The 16,062-nt window shown below is 71.7% G+C and carries 11 protein-coding genes and 1 pseudogene; 8 read left to right on the forward strand and 4 right to left on the reverse strand.

Annotation, left to right across the window (positions count from 1 at the left end):
* Nucleotides 1–92: 92 nt before the first annotated feature.
* Nucleotides 93–1,790 carry an FAD-dependent oxidoreductase gene (locus ACX27O_RS16955; protein WP_458939727.1) on the forward strand — a complete coding sequence of 566 codons (1,698 nt, stop codon included), beginning with the start codon at nt 93–95 and terminating at the stop codon, nt 1,788–1,790.
* Nucleotides 1,791–1,942: 152 nt separating this feature from the next.
* Complete coding sequence (guaA, locus tag ACX27O_RS16960; RefSeq protein ID WP_458939728.1) at nt 1,943–3,499, forward strand: glutamine-hydrolyzing GMP synthase; 1,557 nt, start codon at nt 1,943–1,945, stop codon at nt 3,497–3,499.
* A gap of 7 nt (nt 3,500–3,506) precedes the next feature.
* On the opposite strand, the gene ACX27O_RS16965 is transcribed toward guaA, so the two are convergent.
* Nucleotides 3,507–3,875, reverse strand: coding sequence for a PspC domain-containing protein (locus tag ACX27O_RS16965; protein WP_030337851.1), 369 nt, complete (start codon nt 3,873–3,875; stop codon nt 3,507–3,509).
* A 143-nt stretch (nt 3,876–4,018) separates the two neighbouring features.
* On the opposite strand from ACX27O_RS16965, the gene ACX27O_RS16970 reads away from it, so the two are divergent.
* From ACX27O_RS16970 to ACX27O_RS16980, 3 genes are all read left to right on the forward strand, one after another.
* Complete coding sequence (locus ACX27O_RS16970; protein WP_030337850.1) at nt 4,019–4,969, forward strand: NUDIX hydrolase; 951 nt, start codon at nt 4,019–4,021, stop codon at nt 4,967–4,969.
* 364 nt (nt 4,970–5,333) lie between these two features.
* Nucleotides 5,334–6,299: an NUDIX hydrolase gene (locus ACX27O_RS16975; protein WP_156058008.1), complete on the forward strand. Its 966-nt coding sequence runs from the start codon at nt 5,334–5,336 to the stop codon at nt 6,297–6,299.
* Between the two features lie 344 nt (nt 6,300–6,643).
* Nucleotides 6,644–7,594: a CDP-alcohol phosphatidyltransferase family protein gene (locus ACX27O_RS16980; RefSeq protein ID WP_030337848.1), complete on the forward strand. Its 951-nt coding sequence runs from the start codon at nt 6,644–6,646 to the stop codon at nt 7,592–7,594.
* Between the two features lie 56 nt (nt 7,595–7,650).
* Here the strand turns inward: ACX27O_RS16980 and ACX27O_RS16985 are convergent, their stop codons facing one another.
* From ACX27O_RS16985 to ACX27O_RS16995, 3 genes and pseudogenes are all read right to left on the reverse strand, one after another.
* The gene (locus tag ACX27O_RS16985) at nt 7,651–8,904 is read right to left on the reverse strand and encodes a phosphatidylserine decarboxylase (protein WP_387222676.1); all 1,254 of its coding nucleotides are present in this window, start codon (nt 8,902–8,904) and stop codon (nt 7,651–7,653) included.
* Nucleotides 8,905–9,616: 712 nt separating this feature from the next.
* Nucleotides 9,617–9,800: pseudogene (locus ACX27O_RS16990) on the reverse strand (hypothetical protein); the annotation flags it as partial.
* The gene (locus ACX27O_RS16995) at nt 9,797–11,593 is read right to left on the reverse strand and encodes a PspC domain-containing protein (protein ID WP_210864714.1); all 1,797 of its coding nucleotides are present in this window, start codon (nt 11,591–11,593) and stop codon (nt 9,797–9,799) included. The pseudogene ACX27O_RS16990 and the gene ACX27O_RS16995, both read right to left, overlap by 4 nt.
* A gap of 155 nt (nt 11,594–11,748) precedes the next feature.
* Between ACX27O_RS16995 and ACX27O_RS17000 the strand changes: the two genes are divergently transcribed.
* From ACX27O_RS17000 to ACX27O_RS17010, 3 genes are all read left to right on the forward strand, one after another.
* Nucleotides 11,749–13,017, forward strand: coding sequence for an ATP-binding protein (locus ACX27O_RS17000; RefSeq protein WP_030337844.1), 1,269 nt, complete (start codon nt 11,749–11,751; stop codon nt 13,015–13,017).
* Between the two features lie 2 nt (nt 13,018–13,019).
* Nucleotides 13,020–13,706, forward strand: a complete 687-nt coding sequence (locus ACX27O_RS17005; RefSeq protein WP_030337843.1) for a response regulator — start codon at nt 13,020–13,022, stop codon at nt 13,704–13,706.
* 578 nt (nt 13,707–14,284) lie between these two features.
* Nucleotides 14,285–15,922 carry a peptide ABC transporter substrate-binding protein gene (locus ACX27O_RS17010; protein ID WP_210857759.1) on the forward strand — a complete coding sequence of 546 codons (1,638 nt, stop codon included), beginning with the start codon at nt 14,285–14,287 and terminating at the stop codon, nt 15,920–15,922.
* The last annotated feature ends 140 nt before the right edge of the window (nt 15,923–16,062 follow it).

Genomic DNA, 16,062 nt, shown 5'->3' on the forward strand with positions numbered 1-16,062 from the left:
TGCGGCCGGGAGGCGCCGGGTCGGTCGGCCGGAGCATGATCGCGCGAAAAGTGCCGCTGGCGCGAGCGCTACTCACGAGTAATGATGCCTTCATGCGGTACGACGTGGTCGTCATCGGGTCCGGCTTCGGTGGCAGCGTCACCGCGCTCCGACTCGCCGAGAAGGGTTACTCGGTGGCGGTGCTGGAGGCCGGCCGCCGCTTCACCGACGAGGAGTTCCCGCAGACGTCCTGGCGGGTCCGCCGGTTCCTCTGGGCACCGAAGCTGGGCTGCTACGGCATCCAACGACTCACCCTGCTCCGCCCGGCCGACCGACGATCCGGCGGTGGGGTGCTGGTGCTCTCCGGCGCCGGGGTGGGCGGCGGTTCGCTGGTCTACGCGAACACCCTCTACGAACCGCTGCCGGCCTTCTACGACGACCCGCAGTGGCGGGACATCACCGACTGGCGCGACGAGTTGGCCCACCACTACGACCAGGCGAAACGGATGCTCGGCGTCACCACGTACCCCGTGCACACCGGTGCGGACCGGGCCATGCGGGCGGTGGCCGAGCGGATGGGGGTGGGGCACACCTTCCACGCCACCCCGGTGGGCGTGCACATCGGCCGGCCCGGCCAGCGGGTCGCGGACCCGTACTTCGGCGGCGCCGGCCCGGAGCGCACCGGCTGCACGCACTGCGGCTCGTGCATGACCGGTTGCCGGCACGGGGCGAAGAACACGCTTGTCAAGAACTACCTCTGGCTCGCCGAGCGGCTCGGGGTCACGGTCCGCCCGTTGACCACCGTGACCGCCGTTCGGCCCGCCGACGGCGGCGGCTACCAGGTGCACACCGAACGCACCGGCGCCTGGCTGCGCCGGGGCCGGCAGGTCATCCACGCCGACCAGGTGGTCTTCGCCGCCGGGGCGCTCGGCACCCAGCGGCTGCTGCACGCGATGCGCGCCGACGCGGCGCTACCCGGGCTCTCGCCCCGCCTCGGCGAGCTGACCCGAACCAACTCGGAGGCGATCCTCGGCGCCTCGGTGCCACGACAGCGGGCCCGCTCCGAGCGGTTGGACTACACCGAGGGGGTGGCCATCACCAGCTCGTTCCACCCCGACCCGCAGACGCACATCGAGCCGGTCCGCTACGGGCGCGGCTCCAACGCGATGGGGCTGCTCCAGTCGCTGCTGGTCGACGGCGGCCCGCACCGGGTACGCCGCTGGCTGGGCAGCATCGTGCGGCAGCCCAGGTTGGCTGCCCGGATGGTGTCGGTCCGGGGCTGGTCGGAACGGACGGTGATCGCCCTGGTCATGCAGTCGGTGGACAACTCGCTGACCACCCGGTGGCGGCGTGGCCCACTGGGCCGCAGGCTGGTCACCGGCCCGGGTCACGGCACCCCGAGCCCGACCTGGATCCCGGCCGGCAACACAGCGGCCCGGCTGCTCGCCGACGAGATCGGCGGCACCGCCGGCGGCTCGCTCACCGAGCCGTTCGACATCCCGGTGACCGCGCACATCCTGGGCGGGGCGGTCATCGGCGCGACAGCGGCCGACGGAGTGATCGATCCCTGGCACCGGGTGTACGGGCACGCCGGGCTGCACGTGGTCGACGGCGCGGCGGTCTCGGCCAACCTGGGCGTGAACCCCTCCCTGACGATCACCGCCCAGGCGGAACGGGCCATGTCCTTCTGGCCGAACAAGGGCGAAGAAGATCCCCGACCGCCGCTCGGCGGCCCGTACCGCCGGCTGGCCCCCGTACCCCCGAGGAACCCGGCGGTCCCCCCGGGCGCCCCAGGCGCGCTGCGACAGTGACCCGCCGCCACTTCCGCGATCTTGCACTTTCGGTCGTCGTTACGCGGCATTCGTGGCTTTTGTCGGGACAGAAAGTGCAAGATCGCGGGGAGAGTGGATTGCTGGCGAGCCGGTGCCGGGAGCGGGGGTGACACTCGGTAGGCTTTGTGCACATGAGCCTGCCTCGCCCTGTCCTCGTGGTGGACTTCGGAGCCCAGTACGCCCAGCTCATCGCCCGTCGGGTCCGTGAGGCGAAGGTCTACTCCGAGATCGTGCCGCACTCGATGCCGATCGCCGAAATGCTGGCGAAGAACCCCGCCGCGATCATCCTGTCCGGCGGCCCGGCCAGCGTCTACGCCCCGGACGCGCCGCAGATCGACGCGGGGGTGTTCAACGCCGACGTGCCGGTCTTCGGCATCTGCTACGGCTTCCAGGCAATGGCCCAGGCGCTCGGCGGCACGGTCACCAGGACCGGCAACCGTGAGTACGGCGGCACCCCGCTGCGCCCCCGCCTGCTCGACCCCGGTGTGCTGCTGCGGGACCTGCCGGCCGACCTGCCGGTGTGGATGAGCCACGGCGACTGCGTCACCGAGGCGCCCGAGGGCTTCACGGTGACCGCCGAGTCGGCGGGCGCCCCCGTCGCGGCATTCGAGGACCTGGCCGGCCGGCGGGCCGGCGTGCAGTTCCACCCGGAGGTCGGGCACACCGCGCACGGCCAGGAGATGCTGACCCGTTTCCTCTACGACATCGCCGGCATCGAGCCGACCTGGACGCCCGAGAACATCATCGACGAGCAGGTCGCCCGGATCCGCGCCCAGATCGGCGACAAGGAGGTCATCTGCGGCCTCTCCGGCGGGGTGGACTCGGCGGTCGCCGCGGCGCTGGTGCACAAGGCGGTCGGTGACCAGCTCACCTGCGTCTTCGTCGACCACGGCCTGCTGCGCGCCGGCGAGGCCGAGCAGGTGGAGAAGGACTACGTCGCCGCCACCGGCATCAAGCTGAAGGTGGTCGACGCCGCCGACCGGTTCCTCGGCGCGCTCGCCGGGGTGACCGACCCGGAGCAGAAGCGCAAGATCATTGGCCGGGAGTTCATCCGGGTCTTCGAGGCGGCGGCCCGCGAGATCGCCGCGCACGGCGACGTGGAGTTCCTCGTCCAGGGCACCCTCTACCCCGACGTGGTGGAGTCCGGCGGCGGCACCGGCACCGCCAACATCAAGAGCCACCACAACGTCGGCGGCCTCCCGGAGGACCTGAAGTTCGCGCTGGTCGAGCCGCTGCGCACCCTGTTCAAGGACGAGGTCCGAGCGCTCGGCCTCCAGCTGGGTCTGCCCGAGGCAATGGTCTGGCGGCACCCGTTCCCCGGCCCCGGCCTCGCCATCCGGATCATCGGCGCCGTCGACCAGGAGCGCCTCGACCTGCTTCGCCAGGCCGACCTGATCGCCCGCGAGGAGTTGACCGCCTCCGGCCTCGACCGGGGCGTGTGGCAGTTCCCGGTGGTGCTGCTCGCCGACGTGCGCAGCGTCGGTGTGCAGGGAGACGGGCGCAGCTACGGGCACCCCGTGGTGCTGCGCCCGGTCTCCAGCGAGGACGCGATGACCGCCGACTGGTCCCGGCTGCCCTACGACGTGGTGGCCCGGATCTCCACCCGGATCACCAACGAGGTCGCCGAGGTCAACCGGGTGGTCCTGGACGTCACCAGCAAGCCGCCGGGCACCATCGAGTGGGAGTGAGCGCCGCTCAGGCGGCCGGCGGCGGGCTGGACGGGGTCGTCGGCGGGTAGGGCGGCGTCGGGGCGTACCCCTGCGGTGGGCCGCCGGGCGCGGGCCCGGCGGTGGGCGGCGGGCCGTTCTGCGGCGCGACGCCCGCGGCGTGCGGCCAGGCCGGCGCGCCGGCGGGCTCCTCCGGCATCAGGAACCACATGATCGGGTACGCGAACAGCGCGAGCCCGCCGGTGAGCAGGCCGGTGACCGCGAAGATCACCCGGACCAGTGTGGGGTCGATGTCGAAGTAGCGGCCGATGCCGCTGGCGACCCCCGCGACCATGCGGTCGGTGGTGGGTCGCCGAAGCTGCTTGTACGGGGCGTGGGGTGCGGTGGTCGATGTCATACCCCCACGGTCCGCGCTGGCGTCCGCCCCGCCCTCGGTGACCGCCCGGATCATTACCCTGACCAATCCCTGATCGGGGCCGGACAGTCAGGAATCCGACTCTTTTCCGTTCCGGTAACCCGGCCCGGGGAGAATTTGCTTCCGTGACCACCTTGCTCAAGCCGCTCCGCAGGATCGCGGCATACGCAGTTTGTGCTGATTCAAGCGGCCGCGTCCTGCTGGTCCGCGCATCGGAGCACTCCGGGACCCCCGGGGCGTGGTCGCTGCCCGGCGGGGCCGTCGACCACGGCGAGGACCCGAACCACACCGTCGTCCGTGAGACCGCCGCCGAAACCGGCCTCTCGGTCGCCGTCTCCGGGCTGGCCGACGTGCTCGCCGACATGCGGGCACTCCCGGATCGCGGCATCACCATCCACACCGACCGGCTGATCTACCGGGTGGCCGTGCGCGGCGGCACCCTCGCGGACCGGGCCGGCGAACGCCCCACCGACCTCGCCCGGTGGTACACCCTCGACGAGGCGCGCGAGCTGCCGCTGCGCTCGTTCACCGCACGCGCCCTCGGGCTGCCCGCCTCCTCGGCCGACGTGGTGCCCGACGAGGCACCCGAGTTCCCCTCCTTCTACGCCGTGCCCGGCCCCGACGGGCTGCACCGGGCCCAGCGCTTCGCCGCGTACGCGGTCTGCACCGACCCGGCCGGTCGCGTCCTGCTCACCCGGGTCTCCGACGGCTACCCCGGTGCCGGCTGCTGGCACCTGCCCGGCGGCGGCACCGACTACGGTGAGCAGCCCGGCGCGGCCCTCATCCGGGAGTTGGTCGAGGAGACCGGGCAGACCGGCCGCCTCGTCGAACTGCTCGGCGTGGCCAGCCACCGCGACGCCGCCTCGCTCGGCCCGGAGGGCTACCCGATCGACTGGCACGGCGTACGCGCCTTCTACCGGGTCGTCGTCGACCAGCCCAATCCGCTGACCGTGGCTGACGTGGGCGGCTCCACCTGCGAGGCCCGCTGGTTCGGCCGCGAGGAGTTGGGCGCGCTCCCCACCGACCGCCTCACCGAGGTGACCGCCGAGGCGGTGCAGGCGGCCCAGCTAACCTGACCCCGGCCGGTCTACGAGGAGACGGCCCAACGGTCGCGCCCCCGTCCGGCACGACCTGCCGGCTTGCCGCCGGCTGCCCGTGGTCGCGCCCCGCCGCTGCGCAGTGGCCTCGCCCTGTGATCGACTGGCCTCACCCCCTTGATCAACTCGGGTTCCTTGAAGGCGCGGTATCCCGGCGCGCGGGACACCGCGCCTTCCGTGAACCCGAGTGGATCACGCTTCGTCCTGAGTGACGCCGGTTCGCCAGCTCCGTGGGTTCCCATGCGCCACCTCGCGTTGATCATGAAGTTATTGTCAGAGTGCGAGATGGATGGCGATAACTTCATGATCAACGGCATGGGGTGCGAAGCGGGGGCGAGCAAAGGTGCAATTGATGCGGCGGGTCGGGGTCTACGGGCTCATCAGGGATTCGGGCCGTGTCCTGGTGGTTCGGGACGGGGTTGAAGGCGAATTCCCGGGTCTCTGGCGGTTGCCGGGCGGTGCCGTCGGGCATGCCGAGGACCCGGAGCGTGCAGTGGTCCGCGAGGTCGCCGAACAGGTCGGGTTGACGGTGACGGTGTCTCGACTGCTCGCGGTGGTCGCCGATGTGGCCACTTCTTCGGAGGGCAGGATCTCGCTGCACACCGACCGGCTGTTGTTTGAACTCAGCACGCCCCACGGCGCTCTGTCCGATGCCCCGCGACCCCAGGCGGCTCAGCCGCAGGATGCGCAGCCCCAAGGCGCGCAGCCCGAGGCCGGGGCTGGTCTGGTTGATCAGTCTCGCTGGCTCTCCCCGGCGGAGGTGGCGCAGGTGCCGCTGACCCCGTTCACCGCCGAGGCGCTCGGTGTGCCGGTCACCCCACTGCCGCCCGGGACGCACCGGCTGCGGCATCCGACTGCGCCGCCACACCCCGATCGTCGGCTGCGCTTCGGGGCGTACGGGCTGGTCACCGACCCTGCTGGGCGGATTCTGCTGACGCAGATCGCGCAGGGCTATCCGGGGGCCGGTCTCTGGCATCTGCCCGGCGGTGGCACCGATCACGGTGAGCAGCCAGCCACCGGGTTGCTCCGGGAGCTCGTCGAGGAGGGTGGGCAGGTGGGCCGGGTGGTGGAGCTCCTCGGCGTCAACAACCTGCACAATCCGGCCGCGTACGGCCCGGAGGGTCGTCCGCTGGACTGGCATGGCGTACGGGTGATCTATCGGGTGTTGGTGGACGTACCTACTGACGCGACGGTCACCGAAGCCGCCGGAGGGTCGACGGCCCGGGCGGGGTGGTTCACCCGGGCCGAGGCGGTTGACCTGCCGTTGAGCGACATCGCTGCCGTGGCAATCGGACAGAGTGGCCGATAGCACTCGGCTCACTGAGCCGAGTTGGTGACCCTCCGGTACAGTCAAAGGCGGGAATGATGGAGGAAACGGGCGATGAGGCCCGGGATGGGAACAAGCGAGCGGTTCGAGCGGTTTAAGCCAGTTATAAGTACCGCCGGCAGCTATCGCCAAGCCATGTTCCCCTATGCGATGGTGTACTCCGCAAAACGGCTGCCGGGCCATGCAAGGTCCGGCACGAGACAGCCGGACACCGCCCCACGGCGGCCAGCAGATCCGGTGATGGAGGAAACGTGCCGAGAGCCCCATGGCGCCGGCGTCGTACTACTGACAGTCCGCGCCCCGCAGGGCGTCGCTGGGCGGGCCGGTTGCGCCGCAGCAGCACGTTCGCCCGCCAGGTGCTGTTGGTCCGGGTCGGTCGCCGCGACGGCGACCTGCACCCGACCGACCTGACCCCGACCGAGCACCGGTACGCCGACCGGCAGCGCCGTCGTTACGGCCTGGACCGGCTCAGCCGACCGACGCTGGGTGTGGACCCGACACTGGGCCTGGACCGGGCGGACATCGACGCGGTCGTACCGGTCAGCCCGGCGATGCCGCCGATGGCGCAGGTCGACGAGGCCCGCTCGATCCCGCTGCTTCCCGGCGAGCGCACCATCGCGCGCCGGATGAAGTTCGGCCTGGTCAACGCCTGCACGCTGGCCAGCCTGATGCTCGGCATGCTGGCCATCTTCCTGGCCATGCAGGGTGAGGTGCGCATGGCCGCGCTCTGCCTGATCGCCTGCGTCGGCTTCGACGGTCTGGACGGCGCGCTGGCCCGACGCCTCGGCGTGGCCAGCCCGTTCGGCGCTCAGATGGACTCACTGGCCGACATGTGCTCGTTCGGCCTGGCCGCGCCGGTCGTGGTCTACGCGTCGCTCGCCGGCTCGGTCTCCACGGCCGCGGCGGCGGTGGCCTGCGCCCTGGTCGCCGCGTGTGCCGCGATCCGCCTGGCCCGGTTCAACGTCTCGCCGAAGGACGGCCGCTTCTTCTGCGGTGTGCCCACCACCATGGCCGCCGCGGTGCTCGCCGTGACGGTGGCGATCGGCCTGCCGGTGCCCGGTGCCGTGCTGGTCGCCGGGGTGGCGTTGCTGGCGTTCGCGATGGTGTCGAGCTTCCCGTACGCCAAGCTCGCCCGCCTGGTGAAGCTGCCGCCGTGGCTCTGGTTGGCTCCGGTGATCGGCGCACTGGTCGACATCCGGCTGACGTTCGCCCTGATCGTGGTGGGTTACCTGGTCAGCGGGCCGGTTCTCTGGCTGCGGCAGCGTCGTACCGCCTGATTGAGCAGACAGAACGGGGCGCCGCGGACCGCGGCGCCCCGTTCGTCGTCAGCGGGTCAGCGCCAGCGGGCGATGACCGTGGACCCACCGACCACCTTGTCGCCCGGCCCGACCAGCGGGTCCGCGGTCTCGGCGGGCAGGTAGACGTCGGTCCGGGAGCCGAACCGGATCAGCCCGAAGCGCTCGCCCTTGGCCAGCAGTGCGCCGATCGGCGCGCGCTGCACGATCCGGCGAGCGATCAGCCCGGTCCGCTGCGCGACCACCACAGTGCCGCGCGCGGTGTCCAGCACGGTGTACGCGGCGACGTTGTGCTCGGCGTCCGGCTTCATCGCGTTGACGAAGCCGCCGTCGGCGACGAAGTAGTCCACCACCTTGCCGGCGACCGGTGCGCGGTTGACGTGCACGTCCAGCACCGACAGGAACACCGCGATTCGCAGCCACTCGCCGTCGCCGAAGCGCTCGTCGTGCAGCCGCTGAACCGACAGGACCTTTCCGTCCGCGCTGGCGACCACGGCGCTCGGGTCCTCCGGCACGTCCCGCTCGGGGTCCCGGAAGAACGCGGCGACCGGCCCGGCGGCCAGGGCCGGCAGCAGCCACAGCTTGGACGACGGACGCGCCACCCGGGTGAGCGCGGCGAGGCCCAGCGCGATGCCCGCCGCCGCCACACCGTTGGAGTCGATGTGCATGCTCCGGGTCACCGGCACACTCGATGGCCGGTACGCGGGGGCCAGGCTGTCGGCGGTGGCCGGGCTGGCCGGGGTGAACCGCAGTCGGTAGACCCGTACCGGTGGCGTGTTGCGCAGCACCAGGTCGGCGCCGACGCCATAGAGGGCGTCCTGTCGGGCCAGCTCGGCGGCGGCGCCCTCGGTCCGGCCGGGCGTGGCGACTGTCGCCACGCTCAGCACCGCCCCGTCGATCAGGTACTTGGCCAGCCCTTCGACGCCGCCGCGGGTCGCCTCGGCGGTGCCGGTGAACACCTCACCGGCGATGACGACCGCGGCGGGCTCGGCTTCGGCCAGCGAGTCGACGACGTTCACCCGGTCGGCGACCCAGCGGCCCTGGGCGGCGACGTGCTCGCGCAGCGCGGCGGCGCCGAACGGCTCGGTGGGCACCACGGTGAGCCGGTCACCGGGGAGCAGCGCCTCGATCGCCGCGGCCAGCACCGCGGAGGCCGGGTGCACCCCGACCAGCAGGGCGGCCTTGGCGTCGTTGATCCGGGCCAGCTCGGCGACGAGGGTACGGGCGGCTCGCTCGCCGATGCGGACCGGACCGGACCGGCCGGTGGTACGCACGGCGGGGGACTGGGTCATGTCGGGCGGGCTCCTGACGGGGGTAGAGACGGGAATCGCGGCGGGACCGCCATGGGCGGGACGGGCCGGCCGGCGGAGGCGAGATCTCCACCGGCCAGCATATGCGCCCGTCCGCGCCGGTCCCACCGCCGTGCGGCTGTGGTGGACCGACGCGGGTCAGGCGCCCGGGGTCAGACTTCCCGGCGCGGACCCTCCCGCTCGTCGCGGGTCTGGTCGCCGCCGCTGGCTGCCGCATCGTCGGCGGCGGCCGTGCCCGGGTGGTCACCGCCGGCCGCGACCGGTTGGTCGGACCGGGTCGGCTCGTCCCCGTCGGACGTCCCCGGGCGGGCGAGGACCCCGAGAGTCGGCTCCTCGTCCGCGCCGCCGGACCGGCCGGGGATCGGCTCGGTCGGCGGCTCCGACGGCGGATGTGCCAGCCAGGCCGGGTGGATCACATCGGTGATCGGCGCATCCTCCGCCCGCACCTCGGCGGTCGGCGTCTCCAGCGACCGGTCCGAGGCGAACGTCGGGTCCGAGATGCGCGTCGGGTCCGGGGAGGGGGTGTCCCAGGTGGAGCGTTCGGCCTCCCAGACCGGCAGGGCCGCACCGGATGTCGACGTGGCGGCACCGGAGACCGGCGCGGGCGTACCGGAGCTGGGCGCACCGGAGACCGACGTGCCGGAAACGGGCACGACGGCCTCGGCGACCCCGGCGGTCGGCTCCGGCTGGCTCGGTCGACCCGAGCGCAGCGCGCCGACCAGCCCGAAGACCCCGATCAGGATGAGTGCGCCGGCCAGGAACCAGCCGACCGGCGGCAGCGCCAGCCCGAGCAGTTGGGCGAGCAGCCACCAGGCGGACAGCGCCAGGAACACGAGCCCGAAGGCGAACGACACCAGATCCGTGCGGTGAGCCTTCACCGGGTCACCTCCAGGTTGCCCGCGTTGACGTGGATGTAGAGGCGCAGGGTCCCGCCACCGGGCCCGTCCGCGCCGAGGTCGGTGGATTCCCGCAGACGGCCGTCCAGGCCACCGGAGCGGTTGCCGAAGACGGTGGCGTCACCCGCGTTGACGTCGGCCACCGTCGTGACGTCGACGTTCGGAGGCACGACCACTGTCGCCTGGCCGAAGTTGACGGCCACCGTCACCTGGCTCTCCCGTTTCGCGAAGTCGATCCCGCGCAGGTCGAGCACGGCGTCACCGAAGCTGTTCTCGTACCGGTCCGCCAGGTCGCGGTAGTCGGTGGGCGCCCAGGTCACCGCGCCGTCGACCCCTCGGATCCGGTCGTAGGACTCGGCGACGGTAGCCGTGCCCAGCGCCGCGGCGGTCACCAGGCCGAGCGCGATGAGCCAGCGGGCCCGCCCGAACCAGGTGCCGACCAGCAGACCCAGCGCGATGGTGGCCAACGCGGCGGCGAAGTACGCCGAGGCGCTGATGGCGAAGACGTCCAGCAGGTCGAGCAGGGCGACCAGACCGAGCACCAGGAAGATCAGCGAGAAGGTCACCGCGCCGAGTGGTGACCGCTCCTTCGGGCGCTTCGGCGGCTTCGGTGGCTTGGGCGGAGGCGGCGCGGCCGGGGTCGGCGAAGCGTACGGGCCGTGCGGCGCGAACGGCGGGCGGTAACCGGAGGGCGGCGGGGCGGTCGGATAGCCGGCCGGGGCAGCGGGTGCGCTGCTCACCGGTGGCGACGGCCAACCGGAGCTGGGCATGGCGGTGCTCGGCCAGCCGGGCTGGGCAGCCGTCGTGCCGGCCGGTTGCCCGGACACCGGACCCATCCCGGACACCTGCTGGGTCGCGGTGGCCGGCTGCGGGCCGCTGGTCGGCGGCGTGTCGTACCCCGGGATGGTGGCGGTGGGGGCTGCCCCCGTGGTCGCGGTGGCGTACCCCGGACCGGTGCCGAACATCGGCGGCGTCATCGCCGGGCTGGTCGACGGCGCCGCGCCGTACGACGGTGCGGGCCAGGCCACCGGTGGGACGATCGGGCCGGCCGGGTTGCCGGCCGGTGGCGGACCGCCCGGGTTGCCGGGCCGTGGGTTGCGGCCGTCCCGGTTGAGCAGGAGCGCGCCGGCGACCAGGATGGCGGCGCCGAGCAGCACCGCGCGGAAGGCGTCGGTGACGATGTACGCGAAGCTGGCCGCGACCAGGATGCCCAGGACGATCACGGTCACCGGCGACATGCTGGAGCGACCGCGGCCGAGCATGGATTCGACAGGGGAGGCGGTGTCGCCCTCGTTCGGGATGATCAGCCAGGCGGCGACGTACACCAGAATGCCGATGCCCCCGAAGAAGCCGAGCACCGCGAGCAGCACCCGCCAGAGCACCGGATCGGTGTTGGTGGCGCGCCCGATGGCCGCGCAGACCCCGGCCAGATACCGCCCGTCGCGCGGTCGGACCAGCCCGTACCGTGAGGTGAAGCTGGTGCCGCCCAGCGGCGGTGGCGGTGCGGACGGTCCGGGACCACCGGGTGGCGTGCCGCCCGGACCGTAGCCGGTGCCCGCCGCGAACCCCGGGCCTGGACCGTAGCCCGCAGCGGGCGGCGCGTAGCCGTCGGCCGGATCGCCGGGTGCGGTGTCGGCGGGCGCGTCGGTGCCAGCGTGCGGACCGAAGGTGCGGGGCTCGGTCCATTCGGTGGGCGTGGTGGCGGGCGGGGGCGGTGCTGAACCGCCCGACTGTGCCGACCCCGGTCGGGGCGGCGGGGCAGCTTCCTCGGTCATGCTTCGATCCTGCTGCCCGGCGCACCCGAACGACCTCAGGACCCGACCCTGACCCCACCCTGAGATCCGGCGGCCGGAATGTCGGGGGCGTCCCCGTGGTCACCGACGCCGCAGCGTGTGACGATCGAGTCACCGACCTCGACCTGTCCGCCACCGTGACCAGGGAGCCTCCGATCAGCAGCACCGTGACCCCACCCCCGCGGCTCTACCGCGCCCCCGAGCACCGGATGGCCGCCGGCGTCGCCGCCGGTATCGCCGACCACCTCGGCATCTCGGTGCTGCGGGTGCGCGTCGCGTTCATGGTCCTGCTCGGGCTGAGCGGGCTCGGTCTGCTGCTCTACGCGGCCTTCTGGGCGGTGGTGCCGCTGCGTCCCGGTGACACTGCGGTGCCGCCCCGGCGGGATGTCGCCCAACTCCTGCCGTTCGTGGGGATCGGGCTCGGTGTCCTGCTGATCCAGGTGATGGTCTTCGACTCGGTGGGCGCGGCGGGCACCGCCGGCTGGTTGGTGGCGATCATCGCGGTCGGCGCCGGGGTCATCTGGCACCAGTCCGCGCCCGAGCGGCGGCGGCAGTGGGGCGACGCGATGCCGGTGCCCTGGCTCGGCGCAGTCGTCGAGGAGAGCGACCGCCGGGCCTTCGTGCTCCGGTTCATCGGCGGTGGAGTGCTGGTCGCGGTCGGCATCATCGGTGTCGCGGCCGTCTACTCGCCGGCACAGAACTTCGACGCGGTGATCAACGGCGTGATCTTCGCGCTGGTCGGGCTGGCGGGCGTCGGCGTGGTCGCCGCGCCGGTGCTCTGGCGGACGTACAGCCAGCTCCGCTCGGAGCGCGAGGGGCGCATCCGCGAGCAGGAGCGGGCCGAGTTGGCCGCCATGGTGCACGACCAGGTGCTGCACACGTTGGCCCTGATCCAGCGCAACGCCGGTGACGTGAAGACCGTGCAGCGGCTGGCCCGAGGGCAGGAGCGTTCGCTGCGCAACTGGCTCTACAAGCCCACCGCCTCGCCGAGCGAGCGCTTCGCCGCCGCCCTGGAGCAGGCCGCGGCCGAGGTCGAGGACACCTTCGCGATCAGCGTGGAGACGGTGGTGGTCGGCGATCGGGAGACCGACGAGAAGGTCGGGGCACTGGTGGCGGCCGCCCGCGAGGCTCTGGTGAACGCGGCCCGGCACGCCGGCGTGCAGACCGTGTCGCTCTACGCCGAGGTGGAGCCGGATCAGGTCAGCGTCTTCGTTCGGGACCGGGGGAAGGGCTTCGATCCGGATACCGTGGAGGACCACCGGCACGGCGTACGCGGCTCGATCATCGGGCGGATGAAGCGGCACGGCGGACGGGCCGAAATCCGGTCCGGCCCGGGGGAGGGGACCGAGGTCCGGTTGATCCTGCCGATCTCCCGGGACTCGTCCGCAGCGGAAAGGAACAGATGACCATGGCCGAGCAGTCGACCGAGCACCTCGACCCGGCGGATGCCCGCCCCGAGCGGCTGCGGGTGTTCCTGGTGGACGACCACGCCATGTTCCGGGCCGGGGTGCGCGCGGAGTTGGGCGCCCACGTCGAGGTGGTGGGCGAGGCGAGCACGGTGGCCGAGGCGGTCACCCGGATCGCCGCCGTCGGCCCGGACGTGGTCCTGCTCGACGTGCACATGCCCGACGGTGGCGGTCGCGCGGTGCTGGAGGCGATGCGGCGTACCCATCCGCAGGTCAAGTTCCTGGCGTTGAGCGTCTCCGACGCGGCGGAGGACGTGATCGGGCTGATCCGTGCCGGTGCCCGGGGGTACGTCACCAAGACCATCTCCCCGGACGAGTTGGCTGCCGCGATCCGTCGGGTGGCCGACGGCGACGCGGTGTTCAGCCCACGGCTGGCCGGGTTCGTGCTGGACGCCTTCGCGGCCCGGCCGGACGCCCCGGTGGCCGACCCGGAGCTGGACCAGCTCACCAACCGTGAGCGGGAGGTGCTGCGGCTGCTGGCCCGGGGGTACGCGTACAAGGAGATCGCCAAGGAGCTGTTCATCTCCATCAAGACGGTGGAGACGCACGTGTCCAACGTGCTGCGCAAGCTCCAGATGTCCAACCGTTACGAGCTCTCCCGGTGGGCGGCGGATCGCCGGCTCGTCTGACGTGGGTCGCCAGCGGCGAGGATCAGAGAAACGTCCGGCGCACCCTCGTCCACCCAGCCGGTGATCGTGGCCGGGTAGTCCTGGGCACCCTCATCCGGATGGCTCGAAACGTGAGTGGTGACGGACGTCCCACCGGGCCCGGGTGACCTCGGGGACGCGCACGGGCTGAGGCCTCGTGTTCGGGCGGCGCAACGTATTTCCTGCTCAACGCTGCCTGCGGCGACCGTTTTATGATCATTTTTCAAGTATCGGCAACGTGGCGGGCAACTAACGGCTTGATAACGGCACCTTCACGGAAGCGGCCAGTGGGTGTCACAGTGGCAGCACCTCACCATCGGTGTGTGGCACTCCGTACGCCCCACGACCACGAATCTGCCGATCACGGCGGCCCGTGGCTGTGTCGGTTGCGTCGTGTCGCGCCTCGTTGGTGAGGGAGCCCGGCGGATCGGAACATCAGGGGTGTCCCCAACTTCCCTGTGGTCCCGGCGACCCGCGCCCCGGGGTGGTCGGGCGGTGTCACCCCCAAACGTGCGTGAAACCCACGACGGAACCTGGTTAGAAAGAGGAGGCCCCTCGGAATGAGAGTCTCGAAGCGGGCGACGAGCGCCATCGCGCTCAGCGCGGCTGCCGCGCTTGTCGCGAGCGGTTGCTCGAGCGGCGGCGACGGCGATACTGCCGCCAGCGCGGACGGCTCGATCGTTGTGCACGGCGTCCAGCCGGAGAACCCGCTGGTCCCGTCGAACACCACGGAGACCGGCGGCGGGAAGATCGTCGACTGGCTGTGGACCGGCCTGGTCGAGTACCCGAACGACGGTGGGGCCCCGCGTAACGCGCTGGCGGAGTCCATCAACACCACGGACTCCAAGGTCTTCACGATCAAGATCAAGGCCGGTACCAAGTTCCACGACGGTACCGAGGTCAAGGCGAAGAACTTCGTCGACGCCTGGAACTGGGCCGCCTACTCGCCGAACGGCGCGCAGAACGGCACCTTCTTCGCCGACATCGCGGGCTTCGACCAGACCTACACCACGGACCCGGACGGCCCGGACGGCCCGAAGAAGGCCCCGACGCCGACGACCGACAAGATGTCCGGCCTGAAGGTCATCGACGAGCAGACCTTCGAGGTCACGCTGTCGGCGCCGACCGCGGTCTTCCCGACCAAGCTCGGCTACAGCGCCTTCATGCCGCTGCCGGACGTGTTCTTCACCATGAAGCCCGAGGAGTTCGGCCGCAAGCCGATCGCCAACGGCCCGGTGAAGTTCGTGTCGTGGGAGGACAACTCCCTCATCAAGCTGACGCGCTTCGACGACTACAATCTTCGCGACAAGATGAAGATCAAGGACGTCGACGTCAAGCTGTACCAGGACGACAACGCCGCCTACGCCGACCTGCTGGCGAACAACCTCGACTTCATGGAGGTTGTCCCCACCTCGGCGCTCGCCGGTGACAAGTGGAAGACCGACCTCGGTGACCGGGGCCGCTCGACCGTCACGCCGTCGACCGCGTTCATCGCGTTCCCGATCTACGACAAGCGCTTCCAGAACCCGAAGCTGCGTCGTGCCGTGTCGCTGGCGGTCAACCGGCAGGAGATCTCGGACAAGATCTTCTTCGGCACCCGCAAGCCGGCCGACAGCTGGGCGAACCCGCTGACCCCGGGCGCCAAGCCGGGCAACTGCACCGCCTGCAAGTTCGACCCGGAGACGGCCAAGACGCTGCTCGCCGAGGCCGGTGGCTTCACCGGTGAGATGGTCTTCTACTACAACGCGGACTCCGCCCACAAGGACTGGATGGACGCCGTCGCGCAGCAGATCAAGACCAACCTCAACATCAACGCTCGGGCTGAGGGCGTGCCGACCTTCGCGGTCTTCCGCCAGAACATCAACGCCCACACCATGAAGGGCCCGTACCGCGCCGCCTGGCAGCAGGACTACCCGGACGTGGAGAACTGGGTGAACCCCCTGTTCGTCACCAACGGCTCCTCCAACGACGGTCTGTACAGCAACCCCGAGGTCGACGCGCTGGCCAAGCAGGCCAGCGGCGCGCCGAGCCTGGAGGCCTCGCACGAGGCGTTCGCCAAGGCCGTCGAGAAGGTCGACCAGGACGTCCCGAGCATCCCGGTCTACTTCTACGGCCAGCAGTCCGGCCACTCGGAGAAGATCAAGAAGCTCGAGCTGAACAACGTCGGCGAGATCGACATCACCTCGGTCGAGCTCTGATCCGAACGGTCTGACCCCGGGTCGGGCTCGCCACATCCGGTGAGCCCGACCCGGGGCCGTTCCGCGAGTGGGTGTTACAACGCTCCACTCGCACGTTGTCACCACCGTGTCGGCCGTCCGACGCGCCCCCTGTCTGGAGG

Source organism: Micromonospora sp. SD19 (assembly GCF_054462275.1).